The sequence below is a fragment of the Microbacterium sp. Leaf159 genome, from assembly GCF_001423615.1.
Taxonomy (GTDB): Bacteria; Actinomycetota; Actinomycetes; order Actinomycetales; family Microbacteriaceae; genus Microbacterium.
On the sequence record NZ_LMOU01000001.1, the window covers coordinates 399,007 to 413,383 of the forward strand.

Here is a 14,377-nt window from a genome sequence, read left to right on the forward strand (position 1 = left end):
GCTTACTTCCTCTTCTTGCCGTCGAAGTGCGGGTTCTCCCAGATGACGGAGCCGCCCTGCCCGAGCCCGACGCACATGGCCGTCAGGCCGTAGCGCACGTCGGGACGCTCGGCGAACTGCGCCGCGAGCTGGATCATCAGACGCACACCGGATGCCGCGAGCGGGTGTCCGAGTGCGATCGCGCCGCCCCACTGGTTGACGCGGGGGTCGTCGTCGGCGATCCCGAAATGATCGAGCAGCGAGATGACCTGGATCGCGAAGGCCTCGTTGAGCTCGAACAGGCCGATATCGGCGATCGTGAGCCCGGCCTTCTTCAGCGCCTTCTCGGTCGAGGGGATCGGGCCGATGCCCATGATCTCGGGCTGGACGCCCGCGAACGCGAACGACACCATGCGCATCTTCGGTGCGAGACCGAACTCCTTCACCGCACCGCCGCCGGCGAGCAGCGACATCGTGGCACCGTCGGTGAGAGGCGACGACGTGCCGGCGGTCACACGACCGTGCGGCCTGAACGGCGTTTTGAGCGCGGCGAGGTCGTCCATCGTCGTCTGCGGGCGCCGGCCCTCATCCTCCGTGGCGAGTCCCCAGGCTCCGTCTGCGGTCTTGGTCGCGACGGACACGAGATCGGGCTGGATCTTGCCGGCGTCGTACGCGGCCTGCACCTTGTGCTGGCTGAGCATGCCGAACCGGTCGGAGCGCTCCTTGGTGAGGTGCGGGAAGCGGTCGAAGATGCGCTCGGCCGTGACGCCCATGTTCAGGGCGCCGGGGTCGACCATGCGCTCCGCGACGAATCGGGGGTTGGGGTCGGCGTTGCCGCCGATCGGGTGATGGCCCATGTGCTCGACACCGCCGGCGAGGGCGAAGTCGTACATCCCCACGCCGATGGATGCGCCCATCGTCGTGACGCTCGTCATCGCGCCCGCGCACATGCGCTCCACGGCGAGGCCGGGAACCGTCTGCGGAAGCCCTGCGAGGATCGCCACCGAGCGGCCGAGGGTGAGGCCCTGGTCTCCTGTCTGGCTCGTCGCCGCGATGGCGACGTCGTCGATGCGATCAGCAGGGACTGCTGCGTTCCGCTCCATCAGGCCGATGGTCGCCTTCACGGCGAGGTCATCTGCGCGGGTGTTCCAGTACATGCCCTTTTCGCCGGCGCGCCCGAAGGGGGTGCGCACTCCATCGACGAAGAAGACGTCCGAGATCTCGGCCACTCTGCCTCCAAGTTTGTGCGGTGGCCTCAGTCTATGGAGGGCCGGAAACCGGGAAGAATCGGTTGGATCGAACCTACGAAGCGGGGGTGGGGGCCTCGTCCGGCGTTTGCGCCGCCTCTACAAAGGCGTCGGCGATCTTCTGTGCGGTCTGTGCAATCTGCCACGGGCGTGCACCGAGCGCCGCGAGGGCATCGCCGATGGCCTCGGGAGTCGTGCCCGGCACATCCCAGGCCACGCGGCGAAGGTAGTCGGGGGTCAGCAGGTTCTCAGTCGGCATCCCCAGTTCCTCTGCCGTCGCCTCGATCACGGGACGTGCGGCCTTGAGTCGCGCATCGGCCTCGGGGTTGCGGTCCGACCACGCACGAGGCGGTGGCAGGGCATCGCTGGGGACGCGTTCGCGCGGAAGCTCCTCGGTCGCGCGCCCGTCGACGAAGGCCTGCCACCAGCGGTCGAGCTGCGTGCGGCTGGCGCGCCCCTGGAAGTCCTTGACTCCGGCGAGCGCCTGTTTGCTCTGCGGGTTCGCGAGGACCGCCGCGATCAGCGAGCGGTCGGGGACCAGGCGACCGGGAGAGACGTCCTGATCCTGTGCGAAGGCCTCTCGCGCCTGCCAAAGCGACCGGGCGACCGCGAGGTTGCGGGATCCGCGGACCTGGTGCAGCCCGCTCAGCCGGCGCCAGGGGTCCTCTCGAGGCGGCTTGGGGAGGCGAGTGAGGGTCGCTGCGAACTCCTCGGCCGCGTACTCGGTCTTGCCCTGCTCCTCGAGCTCGGCCTCGAGCGCCTCGTAGACGTCGATCAGGTGCAGCACATCGAGGGCCGCGTACTCGAGCCAGCTCGCGGGCAGTGGTCTTGTCGACCAGTCCGCGGCCGAGTGCTCTTTCTTGAGCGTGATGCCCAGGGTGTTCTCGACGACGGCGGCGAGACCGACGCGTTCGTGTCCGAGCAGACGCGAGGCAAGCTCGGTGTCGAAGATCGAGGGAGGGAGCAGATCGAGCTCGCGCAGCGAAGGGAGGTCCTGGCTCGCGGCGTGGAAGATCCATTGCACGTCGCCGATCGCCTCCTGCAGGGGGCTGAAGTCGCCGAGCGGCGGCGGGTCGAAGAGGAACACCCCCGCATCTCTGCGGAACACCTGCACGAGGTAGGCGCGCTGGGAGTATCGGAATCCGGATGCCCGCTCGACGTCGACGGCGACAGGGCCTGTGCCTGCGGCCAGCACGGCGCATGCCGCACGGAACTCCGAGACGTCGGAGATCACGGAGTATTCAGTCACGTGCTGCCTTTCGCGCGCCGATCACGGCGATGCCCTCGGAACCCGGCGGAAGACCCGCCAGCATTCCGACCAGTTCGACCCATGCTTCGACGTGGGGTGTGAAGGGGCCTTCGGGTGTCCAGGACGCCCTCAATTCTATCTGTGCGCCGTCGCCTTCGTCCGCGAGGCCGCCGAAGCCCTTCGAGAGCGTCTTGGTCGAGGTTCCGGATGCGGAGTGGTATCCGGCGCCCCGGGAGTCCAGTGCGTCGACCAGCCACGACCACGTGACGTCCGCGAGCAGCGGGTCCGTTCCGATCTCGGTCTCGAGCGGCGCCTGCGCGAAGATCACGATCCGCCATGCACCGTCCCATGCGGAGGGCGTATCGGGATCGTGCAGGAGCACGAACCTGCCGGTCCCGTAGGCGGACTCTCCCTCGTCGTCCGGACGGACGTCGGCGGCGAGCGCGAGGGCGTGCGGGGCGAGGCCTTGAGGGGTGGGGATCTCACGGATCGTGATGTCCGCTCGGAACGCGATATCACGCAGCTCGGCCACTGCGGCGTCGAAGATCGTCCCGGCATCGGGGTGTGCGGTCACGGCAACAGGCTAGAGTCAGGAAGCGATGAAGAGTCTCAGGCACGCCGTTGCGCTCCTTGTCCCTGCACTGCTCGCACTCGGGGCGGCGATGGCCCTGCTCGTGCTCAGCATCGCCAGACGGGTGGTGATCCCGGCGAAACGCCCCGCGGATGCCGAGATCCTCGCCGTCGACACGGGCGCCCAGACGATCGAACTCACCCGCACGCGCGACACCGAGCTGCCGGGCCGCTACGGGCTGTTCACGTCGGGCACCTACGGCTACGTCAAGCTGGGTGCGGTGCTGAGCGCCGACGCGACGACCGTGCGCCGAAAGCTGCTGACGCAGATCGAACCAGGGGCTCGCGTCGACCGCAACGCCGCGTTCAGCGGCTGGTACTACTCCACCCCGAGCGAGCTGCATCTGCGGTGGGAGAACGTGCTCATCGGATCGCCCGCGGGGCCGTGCCCGGCATGGTTCTTCCCGGCGGAGTCGTCGACCTGGGTCATCCAGGTGCACGGACGAGGCGTCACGCGCGCCGAATGCCTTCGCGCGGTACCTGTGCTGCACGCGGCCGGCTTCCCGAATCTCGTCGTGTCGTACCGGAACGACGGTGAGGCGCCCCGCAGTCGCAGTGGCGCGTACGCCCTCGGAGCATCGGAATGGCGCGATGTCGATGCCGCCGTCTCGTACGCGCTGCGCCACGGCGCCGATCGCGTGATCCTGATGGGGTGGTCGATGGGCGGGGCGGTCGCCCTGCAGACCGCCGTCTCCTCGGGCAACCGCGACCGCATCGCAGGCCTCATCCTCGAGTCGCCCGTGGTCGACTGGCGCACGGTGCTGCGTTTCCAGGCACGGGAAGCCGGCATGCGCGCTCCGCTGCCGGACCTCGCGATGAGCGCTCTCTCGGTGCCGCTCACGGCGCGGCTCAGCGGTGCGGACGATGCGATCCCGTTCGATCGCCTCGACATGGTCGCCCGGGCCGAGGAGCTGGCGGTGCCGATCCTGATCCTGCACAGCGACGACGACGGGTTCGTCCCCGCCGACGCCTCGCATGCGCTCCAGGAGGCCAGACCCGATCTCGTGACGATGCCACGGTTCACGGTGGCGCGCCACACCAAGCTGTGGAACTACGACCAGGCGGGGTGGAGCGACGCGATCACCGGTTGGCTCCGCGCACAGGGGTTCAGCGCTTCTGCCTGACCTGCTTCTTCGCCCGCATCAGCATTCCGGTCATGCCACCGATGCGCAGAGGTGAGACGGCTCTCGTGAGTCCGATCGACTGCGGATAGTCGTCGGGGATCGCCAGCACTTCGTCTGCCGTCAGACCGGAGATGCCCTGCACGAGGATGCTCGCGAAGCCGCGGGTCGTCGGTGCCTCCGGCGGAGCCGTCGCATGCATCGTGACGATCCCGTCGTTCACCTCGACGTAGATGTAGACGGGCGACTGGCATTCGGCCACGCGCTCGCACATCTCGGGATGGTTCGCGACCTCCTCGGAGACCTCGGGCAGTTCGTCCGAGTACTCCAGCAGGAGCAGCAGGCGATCTGCCTCAGGGGTCTCGAGGAATCCGTCGCGGATCTCGGCGAGGGTGTCAGGAACTTCGCTGGTGCTCATCCCTGTCATTGTCACACGGTCAGAGGGAACCGGGCTCCGCGCCGGTCACGATCGGGACGCGCACGGCACTGCCCCACTCGGTCCACGATCCGTCGTAGTTGCGCACGTTCTCGAAGCCCAGCAGGTGCTTGAGCACGAACCAGGTGTGGCTGGAACGCTCGCCGATGCGGCAGTACGCGACGACGTCGTCTCCGTCGGCGAGTCCCGCACCGTCGCGATAGATGGCGTCCAGCTCGGCGCGCGAGCGGAACCCGCCGTCCTCGGCGACGGCCTTCGCCCACGGCACGCTCTGCGCAGTCGGGATGTGGCCGGCGCGCAGTGTGCCCTCTTCGGGGTAGGCCGGTGCCGTGGTGCGCTCACCGCTGTACTCCTCGGGGGAGCGGACGTCGATCAGCGGGCTGCCGATGTGCGCGAGCACATCCTCCTTGTAGGCGCGGATGACGGAGTCGTCGCGCTCGACGATCGGATAGTCGGTCGGCGTGGGCGTCGGTGCCTCGCGCGTGATCTCGCGGCCCTCGGAGATCCAGCGGTCGCGGCCACCGTCGAGCAGGCGCACATCTTCGTGACCGAAGAGCGAGAAGACCCAGAGCGCGTAGGCGGCCCACCAGTTGTTCTTGTCGCCGTAGATCACGACGGTGTCGTCGCGCGAGATGCCCTTGCTGCTCAGGAGCTTCGCGAAGCCCTTACCGTCGACGTAGTCGCGCACGACCGGGTCGTTGAGCTCGGTGTGCCAGTCCACCTTCACCGCACCGGGGATGTGTCCCGTCTCGTACAGGAGCACGTCCTCGTCGGACTCCACCACGACCAGACCCGGGTTGCCGAGCCGCTCCGCGAGCCACTCGGTGGTGACGAGGCGGCCGGGCTCGGCGTACTCGGCGAACTTGGACGAAGTGGTGTCGAACTCGATGGCCACAGGGATCTCCTCAGACGGTGAGCGGCGATGATGCAGGGCTTTGACGGCGTAATGTGGAGCCGATACTTCGACGATAGATCCACGCCGTGCGCCCTGCACCCGATTCGTAAGACTTCGACACAGGTGCGCCCCCGACACAGGACCGTGATGACCGACACGCCCACCCGCACGGGCATCGTGCACCTGACCGATCGCCAGCCGACCGTCACCGGTCCCGAGATGCTCGCGAGCCTCGTTCCGCCGCCGCAGTTCGACGGAGCCACTTTCGAGAGCTATCGGGCGGACGAGGCGTATCCCTCGCAGGATGAGGCGAAGGAGACGCTCATCCGCTTCGCAGGGCGCGGCGCTCCGGTCAAGCGCGGCGGCTTCTTCAGTCGTGCGAAGAAGGAGCCCGAGGTCAAACCGGGCGTGTACCTCGACGGCGGCTTCGGCGTCGGCAAGACGCACCTGCTCGCGTCCATCTATCACGCGATGCCCGCGCGGAGGAAGTACTTCGGATCGTTCATCGAGTACACGGCTCTCGTGGGCGCACTCGGCTACAAGAACACCGTCGACCTGCTCAAGGGCGCAGATCTGCTCTGCATCGACGAGTTCGAACTCGACGATCCCGGCGACACGATGGTGATGACCCGTCTCATCGGCGAGCTCGTGCCGACAGGCACCAAGCTCGCGGCGACCTCGAACACGCCGCCCAACGCGCTCGGCGAGGGTCGCTTCGCGGCGCAGGACTTCCTGCGTGAGATCCATGCCATGTCCGACAGCTTCCAGACGATCCGCATCGACGGGGTCGACTTCCGGCAGCGCGCGCTCGACGGGCATGCCGTCGTCAGCGAGACCGGTGAGTACGAGACGGCCGTCGAGACGGGCGCGGCCGCGGGAACGGCATCCGACGACTCCTTCGCCGACGTCATCCGCCACCTCGCGCGCGTTCACCCCTCTCGGTACCTGCGCGTGATCGCCGGCCTCGATCTCGTGGGCCTGCGGGACGTGCACGTCCTGACCGATCAGTCCGAGGCGCTGCGGTTCGTCGCCTTCGTCGACCGCGTCTACGACGCGCAGATCCCGATCGTCGCCACCGGTGTGAGCCTCGACCAGGTGTTCGCCGACGAGATGCTCGGTGGGGGATACCGCAAGAAGTATCTGCGCGCTATCTCCAGACTCAATGCACTTACACACGCGGATCGCAGTGTCGCGTAACGCGATGTTCACACACAGAGCCGCTCTGTAACGCCAGCGCAACAAACCTCACGCATTCCGGAAATCGGGCCTCGTCACACTGAAGCTCTCAGTTTCCCGAATGTGAGGTTTGACTATGGATGCTCCAGGCAACATCTCCTGGGCGATCACCGCGACCGCCCTCGTACTGCTCATGACGCCCGGCGTCGCCTTCTTCTACGGCGGCCTCGTCAAGGCCAAGAGCGTCGTCAGCATGATGATGATGAGCTTCGGCTCGATCGGTCTCGTCGCAGTGCTCTGGATCCTCTTCGGATTCTCGATGAGCGCCGTCGACAGCCCTACCGCCTTCGCAGGCAACCCCTTCGCCGACTTCGGCCTCTCGAGCCTCGCGGCCGGTGAGGGCTCGAACGTCGCGCTCCTCGGTGTCGCCTACGGCGCCACCTTCGCGATCATCACGGTCGCCCTGATCTCGGGTGCGATCGCCGACCGCGCCAAGTTCGGCAGCTGGCTGATCTTCGCCGGCGTGTTCGCGACCGTCGGTTACTTCCCGGTCGCCGCGTGGGTCTGGGGCGGCGGTTGGATCATGAACCTCGGCACCACGCTCTTCGGCGAGGACAGCGGAATCGGCGTGATCGACTACGCCGGTGGAACCGCCGTGCACATCAACGCGGGTGCTGCGGCTCTCGCTCTCGCACTCGTCCTCGGCAAGCGCATCGGCTTCCAGAAGGGCATCCTCAAGCCGCACAACGTGCCGCTGACGCTCCTCGGCGCAGCGCTCCTGTGGTTCGGCTGGTTCGGCTTCAACGCCGGTGCGGAATGGCTCGCGGAGGACATGGGCGGCGTCGGACTCATCGGTCTGAACACCCTCGGCGCCACGGCGGCCGCGATCCTCGGCTGGATCCTGATCGAGCGCATCAAGGACGGCAAGGCCACGTCGGTCGGTGCGGCATCCGGTGCGGTCGCCGGTCTCGTCGCCATCACCCCGGCGTGCGCCAACCTGACTCCCGGCTGGTCGCTGCTGCTCGGTGCCGTCGCCGGTATCGTCTGCGCACTCGCCGTCGAGATGAAGTTCCGTCTCGGCTTCGACGACTCGCTCGACGTCGTCGGCATCCACCTCGTCGGTGGTCTCATCGGAACCCTCTACCTCGGCTTCTTCGCGACCGACACCGGACTGTTCGTCGGTGGCGACGCCCGCCAGCTCGCCGTCCAGGCGATCGCCGCACTCGGCGTGCTGATCTACTCCTTCGTGGTGGCCTTCATCATCGGCTTCGCGATCGAGAAGACGATCGGCTTCCGCATCACGAGCGAAGACGAGATCGCCGGTGTCGACCAGGTCGTCCACGGCGAGGAGGGCTACGCGCTCGCTGACGCGTGAACTGCCGTTAGGGTGACCGTGTGAGCAATACCAACGGCATCCTGGCACGACTCGCGGAGATCCTCTTCACAGCACTGGGATCTGACCGGGCGTCTCGGACGAAAACTCGTCCGAGACGCCCGGTCTCGCGTCTGCGCACTTCCGACGAGGTCCATGAGTCGGTGCCGCGAGCCGAGCAGGGCCGGGGGCGTGGGGTCGATACCGTGCGGATCGACCCCGACCGCATCGACGACGTCCGCATCGGGTATGCACCCGACCGGGACGGTGCGCCCGATGCGGGCGAGATCATCTGGACGTGGGTGCCGTACGAGGAGAACGACGGTCGGGGCAAAGACCGGCCGGTGCTGGTGATCGGACGGGAATCCGCAGACCGCGTCTACGCGGTGCGGATGACGAGCAAGGCGCACGACGGCGACCGCGACTACCTGTCGATCGGCTCGGGCGGCTGGGACTCGCAGGGGCGGGAGTCCTGGGTCGACATCGAGCAGCTCTACAGCGTGCACGAGACCGGGCTCCGCCGTGAGGCCGCTGTGCTCGACCGGTCACGCTACGGTCGGGTCGCCTCCGCGCTCACGCGCCGATACGGGTGGGCGAACGCCTGACCGCCGGGATGCGTCTCCGGGTTCGGATCCGGCTGAGTGCCCACACGAGCGCGCCCGACGCGAGCAGGGCGAGGAGCAGGCCCGCGACGTGGGTCGCGAGTGATGCCGCGCCTCGCTCCGGGAGCAGGAAGCCGTACGGGACCCATCCGTCGGTGGCCCCGCGCACGAGGACGACTCCGAGCCAGACCACCGGATAGGGGAGTACCACCCAGAGGCGGCGCCAGGGCAACGGGGAACGGTCGTCGACGAAGATCCAGTCGAGCACGAGCAGGATCGGGAAGATCGTGTGCAGGGTCGCGCTCACCCAGGGCGGCGCGCTCCCCGTGCCGGGGACGAGGACGTTGTAGACGATCCCCACGATGATCATGCAGGCGACCGCCACAGCGCGCGCCGACATGAGAGGTGACGGCACCGCTTTCCCACGCAGCGAGATCAGGCCCGTCACGATGAGGATGCCGGCGGTCAGCAGACTGGTCAGGTTGGTGAAGTAGCCGAAGTAGTCGACGAGGCTCGCACCCTGACGGGGGATCCCGATCACGTAGGTGTAGAGCAGGATGCCCGTCACCGATGTTCCGACCGCGAGCCTCAGAGCAGAGACGGTGCGCGGGGGCGGTGGCGTCGACGTCATCCGTCCAGCGTAGGAGGGGGACGTGGGCAATCCGTTTCGTCGGGGGCTGCGAACCATCTGTGAGTCGCAGCACGCGACGACACCACAGGAGGAATCATGCGTTTCATCCCCACCAAGGTCCATGGAATTCTCGACTACATCGTCGGAGTGGCACTGATCGCCGCTCCGTGGCTGTTCGGCTTCGCGAGCATGGGCGGCCCTGCCGTGATCATCCCGATCGTGCTCGGTGTCGGACTCATCGTCTACAGCCTGTTCACGAAGTACGAATGGGGCCCCTTCGGCTTCATCCCGATGCCCGTCCACCTCGTCTTCGACATCGTCGCGAGCCTGTTCCTGGCGCTGTCGCCGTGGATCTTCGGCTTCTCGACCGAGGCACCGAACGTCTGGGTGCCCCACGTCGTCGTCGGCGTCGCAGTGATCATCGTGGTGCTGTTCTCGCAGCCGCAGCCCGCGAAGGTCAAGGCCGCACGCGCCTGACCCGCTGAACTCTGAAGCCCCGCACGGAACGTCGGCCCCGTGCGGGGCTTCAGTTCTGCAATGCCAGGCTCACCCAGCGCGCGTAGAGCTGCCAGGGGTCGCCCACGGTGCGGAGCCCGGCGATATGGGACTCGAGCTGCGGGGTGAGCGTGAACCACTCGCCGCCCTCTCGGATGTCGGCGAACTCCCGATGCCGCGCCTGCTCCACCGCACGCCCTCCCTGTTCGAAAGCCAGCAGCTCTTCGTGACGGATGCTCGCAAGTCGCCGGCGCGGGCGTCCGCTCGTGCCGATCTTCACCCGACGGTCGTAGCGGAGGTAGTACACGACCTCGATCACCGGGCGCGGGAGGTCGGGGTCGGGGGAGTCGCCGTAGCGCCACCCGCACCACGCGCACATCAGAGCCGCCGCCACTCGCACCGCGTCATCGTGACCGCAGAGTGCACAGGGGCTCGGCAGCGGGGGCGTCTTCACCGTCGGCACGCTACCGGCGGCCACGGACGTCAGACTTCTGTGCGGTGCCGCCTCAGTCCGCGGGGCACCGGGTTCCGCCGTCCGACGCGTCCGTGCTCGGCTAGCATGAGGCCGACCGCCCGAACCCACGAGGGGATCCGTGTGAACGCCGAAGCCATCGCCGTCGCCTCCGCGCGTCTCGACACCATGCTTCGCACGGAGCCGGACCGGTTGCGCAGGCGCAGTATCTCGCTCGGTGTGCCGCTGGCGGATGCCGAGGATGCGGCGCAGAATGCGGCGCTCCGCGCCTGGCGTTCACTCGCAGCCCTCCGTTCGGCCGATGCCGGGCCGATGTGCGCGTGGCTGGACACCATCGTGCGCACGACCGCCATCGACATGAACCGTGCGCGCAAGGACGACCTCGGCGAGGTCCTGTGCGAGCGCCTCGCTTCGCCGCAGGACGTCGAGGCCGAGGCGGAGCTGCGAGATCGCCTCGAGGCCGCTTTCCGCGCGATCGACGCACTCCCGGACGATCTCCGCCGCCCTCTCCTTATGAGCGTCGTCGACGGTCTCACGGCGCAGGAGATCGCACGGAGGCTCTCGATCACGACGGTCACGGCGCGTCAGCGCGTGTCCCGCGCACGCCGGGCGCTGCGGGCCTGATCCGCGACGCTGCGCTATCCGCGACTCTGCCCTATCCGCGGCTCTGTCACATCCTTCGCTCCTCAACGTCTTTCTCGATGGGCCGCCTTTCGCGGCCTCGTACACGACGAAGGAGCACATCATGCCCACGACCCCGGTCACCTCGCTCGACCAGCTCAACCTCGCGTTCGCCGAGCGCTTCAACGCCCGCGATGTCGATGGTCTGCTCGCCCTGAACCTGCCGAACGCGGTGTTCGCCCCGGCGCCGGGCCACCCCGTCGAGGGGGAGGAGGCGATCCGCGGCGCACTCGAGCAGTTCCTCGCGCTCGGGCTGCCCATCACGATGAGCGTCCGGCACGTGTTCGAGGCGGGTTCCGTCGGACTCGCCATCGCCGATCGGACGCTCGAGGGCACCGGCCCCGACGGCTCCGAGGTCAAGCTCGGCGGCAGCACGGCCGACGTCGCCGTGCACGACGACGAGCACGGCTGGCGCTACGCGATCGACAACCCCTTCGGCACCGCCTGAGGCACGCCCGTGGGCGGCGCTTCCGCATGCAGAGCGCCGCCCACAACGCGCCTCAGCGCGGAACGACGAGCGGGGTGCCCGTGTGCGGGTCGGGGATGATCGAGCAGTCCAGCCCGAACACCTCCTGGACGCGCTCGGACGTCACGATCGACGCGGGGTCGCCGGAGGCCACGATCCGACCGTCGCGCATCATGATCATGTGGTCCGCGAACCGCGCCGCCTGGTTGAGATCGTGCAGCACGGCGACGATCGTGCGTCCCTGCTGATGCAGGCCGTGGAAGAGGCGCAGCAGGTCGTACTGGTGTGCGATGTCGAGGAAGGTCGTCGGCTCGTCGAGCAGCATGGTCGGAGATTCCTGTGCGAGCAGCATCGCGACCCACACGCGCTGGCGCTGTCCTCCCGAGAGCTCGTCCACGAGTCGGCCGGCGAGCTCCGTGGTCCCTGTCGCGGCGAGTGCGGCGGCGACGGCCGTCTGGTCGTCATGAGACCACTGCCGAAGGATCGTCTGGTGCGGATGGCGCCCTCGCGCCACGAGGTCGGAGACGCGGATGCCGTCAGGGGCGATCGAGGTCTGCGGAAGCAGGCCGAGGCGTCGCGCGATCTCCTTGGTGGGGAGCTCGGTGATCGCACGACCGTCCAGCAGTACCTGGCCGCTCCTGGGCTTCAGGAGTCTGGCGAAGGCTCGCAGCAGAGTCGACTTGCCACAGGCGTTCGGCCCGACGATCACGGTGAAGGCGCCTGCGGGGATGTCGACGCCGAGGTGCTCGGAGACGACACGGCCGTCGTAGCCGATCGTGAGGTCTTCTGCGCGCAGCCGCGCAGTGGAGGTGTCGATGACGGTCATCGCTTTCTCGCTTCCTGAATGAGCAGCCACACCAGATAGACGCCGCCGAGGCAGACCGTGACGATTCCGACGGGGATCTGGGTGGGCGCGAACAGCCGTTGTGCCAGCACGTCGCTGGATACCAGCAGCAGGGCACCGACTGCGGCGGACGCCGTCAGGGTCACGCTCGCGGATCCGGTGAGACGGCGGGCGATCTGCGGGGCGGCGAGCGAGATGAACGCGATCGGACCCGCCATCGCCGTCACGGCGGCGGTGAGGCAGACGCCGAGGATGATGAGGGTCAGCCGTGTCCCGCCGGTGCGGACGCCGAGCGCCGAGGCCGTGTCGTCCCCGAGCTCGAGCAGATGCATCCGATCGGCGAGCGTGGCCACGGCGATGCCGATCGGGACGATGACGCACGCGGCGATGGCGACCTGTTCGGCGGTGATGACGTTGAGCGACCCCGCGCCCCATGCGCTGGCGAGCATCGCGATCCGCAGGTCGGCGTTGAGGATGATCCACGTGTTCACCGACGCCAGCATCGAGGCGACGCCGATGCCGACGATGATGAGGCGGAAGCCCGTGAATCCGCGACGGAACGCGAGCAGGTAGACGAGCAGAGCCGTCGCCGCGCCGCCCGCCAATGCGGCTGCGGCCGTCGAGGCGACGCTGATGCCCATGGTGGTGATCACGATGAGCGCACCGGTGTAGGCGCCGGCGTCGAAGCCGATCACGTCGGGGCTGCCCAGCGGATTGCGGGTCAATGACTGGAAGATCGCACCGCCGATGCCGAGCGCGATGCCGAACACCAGGGCCGCGAGGACACGGGGGAGTCGCCACTCGATGATCACGAGTTCCGCGCGCGGCTCACCGAAGCCGAGGAGCGTCATGAGCACCTCGCCCGGAGAGAACGGGGCGTCGCCGAGAGTCAGGGCGAAGACGCCGACGGCGACGGCGGCGATCAGCGCAGCCACGGTCACGATGGTGGCGCGGACCCCGATGCGACGCGAGAAGACATCGGTCCGGGGTGCGAAGACCCGGCGACCGGCATCGACCTCGGTCGACGGAGGGAGCAGAACGGTCACAGTCCGCTCACCTTCTTCCTGCGGACGAGGGCGATGAGCACGGGGGCGCCGATCAGCGCGGTGACGACGGAGACGGGGAGCTCTCCGGTGCGAAGGACCAGGCGGCCCACGACGTCTGCGGTCAGCAGGAGCAGGGGAGCGGCGAAGACGGTGCCCAGGAGTATCCATCCCTGATGCGGCCCGACGAACCAGCGGACGGCGTGCGGCACCATCAGGCCGACGAAGGCGATGGGCCCGGCCGCGGCGGTGGCGGCTCCGCAGAGCAGCGTGACCGCGAGGATCGACAGTACCCGCGTGAGCACGACGCGCGAGCCGAGAGCGGTCGCCAGGTCGTCGCCCAGCGCCAGGGCGTTGAGCGAGGGCGCGAGGCAGAAGGCGAGCACGAGTCCGATCAGGAGGAAGGGGAGCACCGTGTAGACATCCGGGGTGAGCGCCGACAGTGATCCTGCGTTCCACGAGCGGATCGAGTCGAAGGCTTTCGGATTCAACAGCCCGATCGCCGCGACCACGCCTCCCATGACGGCGCCGAGCGCGACGCCGGAGAGCGTCATGCGCATCGGGTCGGGGGCGGTGCGGCCCGCCGACCCGATGAGGTACACGAGCACCGTCGCGACGATCGCTCCGGCGAAGGCGAACCAGATGTATCCGCTGGCGGCGGTGAGTCCGAAGAACGCCACACCGATCGTGACACCGAGGCTCGCGCCCGCGTTGACGCCGAGGATCCCGGGGTCTGCGAGCGGATTGCGGGTGAAGCCCTGGATGAGCGCTCCGGCGATGCCGAGCGCCGCGCCGACCGCCAGACCGATCAGGGTGCGGGGGACGCGCATGCCCTGGACGATCGCGCCGGGGTCGCCTGCGCCTGTCGTCAGTCCGCTCCAGACCTCGTCGACGCTGATGCGCTGGGAGCCGAGGAAGATGCTGGCGACAGAGGCGATCGCCAGTGCGATGGCGAGGACGAGGACGACCAGGCCCCGGCGCGTGGCCGTGACCTGGGTCGCCTGGTCCTCGGAGAGAACGGCGGTCATGAGTCGGTGA

The 14,377-nt window shown here is 68.3% G+C and carries 17 protein-coding genes; 7 read left to right on the forward strand and 10 right to left on the reverse strand.

What is annotated here, in order from left to right; genetic code table 11:
- Nucleotides 1-2: 2 nt before the first annotated feature.
- From ASF80_RS01985 to ASF80_RS01995, 3 genes are all read right to left on the reverse strand, one after another.
- On the reverse strand, nt 3-1,208 hold the full coding sequence (locus ASF80_RS01985; RefSeq protein WP_056307543.1) for a thiolase family protein: 1,206 nt from the start codon (nt 1,206-1,208) through the stop codon (nt 3-5).
- Nucleotides 1,209-1,281: 73 nt separating this feature from the next.
- Nucleotides 1,282-2,475 (reverse strand): ribonuclease D, encoded by a 1,194-nt coding sequence (locus tag ASF80_RS01990; RefSeq protein ID WP_056307545.1) that lies wholly within the window; start codon nt 2,473-2,475, stop codon nt 1,282-1,284.
- On the reverse strand, nt 2,468-3,049 hold the full coding sequence (locus ASF80_RS01995; RefSeq protein WP_056307547.1) for a DUF3000 domain-containing protein: 582 nt from the start codon (nt 3,047-3,049) through the stop codon (nt 2,468-2,470). The genes ASF80_RS01990 and ASF80_RS01995 overlap by 8 nt, the downstream gene beginning before the upstream one ends.
- A 25-nt stretch (nt 3,050-3,074) precedes the next feature.
- Here ASF80_RS01995 and ASF80_RS02000 point away from each other — a divergent pair, with 25 nt between their 5' ends.
- The gene (locus tag ASF80_RS02000) at nt 3,075-4,229 is read left to right on the forward strand and encodes an alpha/beta hydrolase (protein ID WP_056307550.1); all 1,155 of its coding nucleotides are present in this window, start codon (nt 3,075-3,077) and stop codon (nt 4,227-4,229) included.
- Here ASF80_RS02000 and ASF80_RS02005 read toward each other — a convergent pair.
- Entirely contained in the window at nt 4,213-4,644 is a 432-nt protein-coding gene (locus ASF80_RS02005) for a SufE family protein (protein ID WP_200934731.1), read from the reverse strand. The two genes, ASF80_RS02000 and ASF80_RS02005, sit on opposite strands and share 17 nt — an antisense overlap.
- A 19-nt stretch (nt 4,645-4,663) precedes the next feature.
- A complete protein-coding gene (locus tag ASF80_RS02010; RefSeq protein ID WP_056307553.1) occupies nt 4,664-5,557 on the reverse strand; it encodes a sulfurtransferase in 894 nt (297 codons plus the stop codon).
- Nucleotides 5,558-5,704: 147 nt separating this feature from the next.
- Between ASF80_RS02010 and zapE the strand changes: the two genes are divergently transcribed.
- The 3 genes from zapE to ASF80_RS02025 all read left to right on the forward strand — a co-directional run bounded on the left by zapE (nt 5,705) and on the right by ASF80_RS02025 (nt 8,710).
- Nucleotides 5,705-6,754 (forward strand): cell division protein ZapE, encoded by a 1,050-nt coding sequence (gene zapE / locus ASF80_RS02015; protein ID WP_056307556.1) that lies wholly within the window; start codon nt 5,705-5,707, stop codon nt 6,752-6,754.
- Between the two features lie 115 nt (nt 6,755-6,869).
- Nucleotides 6,870-8,108 carry an ammonium transporter gene (locus ASF80_RS02020; RefSeq protein ID WP_056307558.1) on the forward strand — a complete coding sequence of 413 codons (1,239 nt, stop codon included), beginning with the start codon at nt 6,870-6,872 and terminating at the stop codon, nt 8,106-8,108.
- A 20-nt stretch (nt 8,109-8,128) separates the two neighbouring features.
- The gene (locus tag ASF80_RS02025) at nt 8,129-8,710 is read left to right on the forward strand and encodes a type II toxin-antitoxin system PemK/MazF family toxin (protein ID WP_056307560.1); all 582 of its coding nucleotides are present in this window, start codon (nt 8,129-8,131) and stop codon (nt 8,708-8,710) included.
- Here ASF80_RS02025 and ASF80_RS02030 read toward each other — a convergent pair.
- Entirely contained in the window at nt 8,679-9,338 is a 660-nt protein-coding gene (locus tag ASF80_RS02030) for a Pr6Pr family membrane protein (RefSeq protein ID WP_056307562.1), read from the reverse strand. The genes ASF80_RS02025 and ASF80_RS02030 overlap by 32 nt on opposite strands.
- A gap of 96 nt (nt 9,339-9,434) precedes the next feature.
- Here ASF80_RS02030 and ASF80_RS02035 point away from each other — a divergent pair, with 96 nt between their 5' ends.
- Nucleotides 9,435-9,815: an SPW repeat domain-containing protein gene (locus ASF80_RS02035; protein WP_056307564.1), complete on the forward strand. Its 381-nt coding sequence runs from the start codon at nt 9,435-9,437 to the stop codon at nt 9,813-9,815.
- A gap of 49 nt (nt 9,816-9,864) precedes the next feature.
- Here the strand turns inward: ASF80_RS02035 and ASF80_RS02040 are convergent, their stop codons facing one another.
- Entirely contained in the window at nt 9,865-10,287 is a 423-nt protein-coding gene (locus tag ASF80_RS02040) for a GIY-YIG nuclease family protein (protein ID WP_235559854.1), read from the reverse strand.
- 141 nt (nt 10,288-10,428) lie between these two features.
- Between ASF80_RS02040 and ASF80_RS02045 the strand changes: the two genes are divergently transcribed.
- Complete coding sequence (locus tag ASF80_RS02045) at nt 10,429-10,929, forward strand: RNA polymerase sigma factor (RefSeq protein ID WP_235559855.1); 501 nt, start codon at nt 10,429-10,431, stop codon at nt 10,927-10,929.
- A gap of 121 nt (nt 10,930-11,050) precedes the next feature.
- Complete coding sequence (locus tag ASF80_RS02050) at nt 11,051-11,434, forward strand: YybH family protein (RefSeq protein ID WP_056307568.1); 384 nt, start codon at nt 11,051-11,053, stop codon at nt 11,432-11,434.
- 52 nt (nt 11,435-11,486) lie between these two features.
- Here the strand turns inward: ASF80_RS02050 and ASF80_RS02055 are convergent, their stop codons facing one another.
- The 3 genes from ASF80_RS02055 to ASF80_RS02065 are packed head-to-tail and all read right to left on the reverse strand — an operon-like array spanning nt 11,487 to nt 14,367.
- Nucleotides 11,487-12,278 (reverse strand): ABC transporter ATP-binding protein, encoded by a 792-nt coding sequence (locus ASF80_RS02055; RefSeq protein ID WP_056307570.1) that lies wholly within the window; start codon nt 12,276-12,278, stop codon nt 11,487-11,489.
- Nucleotides 12,275-13,342: a FecCD family ABC transporter permease gene (locus tag ASF80_RS02060; protein ID WP_056307572.1), complete on the reverse strand. Its 1,068-nt coding sequence runs from the start codon at nt 13,340-13,342 to the stop codon at nt 12,275-12,277. The genes ASF80_RS02055 and ASF80_RS02060 overlap by 4 nt, the downstream gene beginning before the upstream one ends.
- Nucleotides 13,339-14,367: an iron chelate uptake ABC transporter family permease subunit gene (locus ASF80_RS02065; RefSeq protein ID WP_056307574.1), complete on the reverse strand. Its 1,029-nt coding sequence runs from the start codon at nt 14,365-14,367 to the stop codon at nt 13,339-13,341. The genes ASF80_RS02060 and ASF80_RS02065 overlap by 4 nt, the downstream gene beginning before the upstream one ends.
- Between the last annotated feature and the right edge of the window lie 10 nt (nt 14,368-14,377).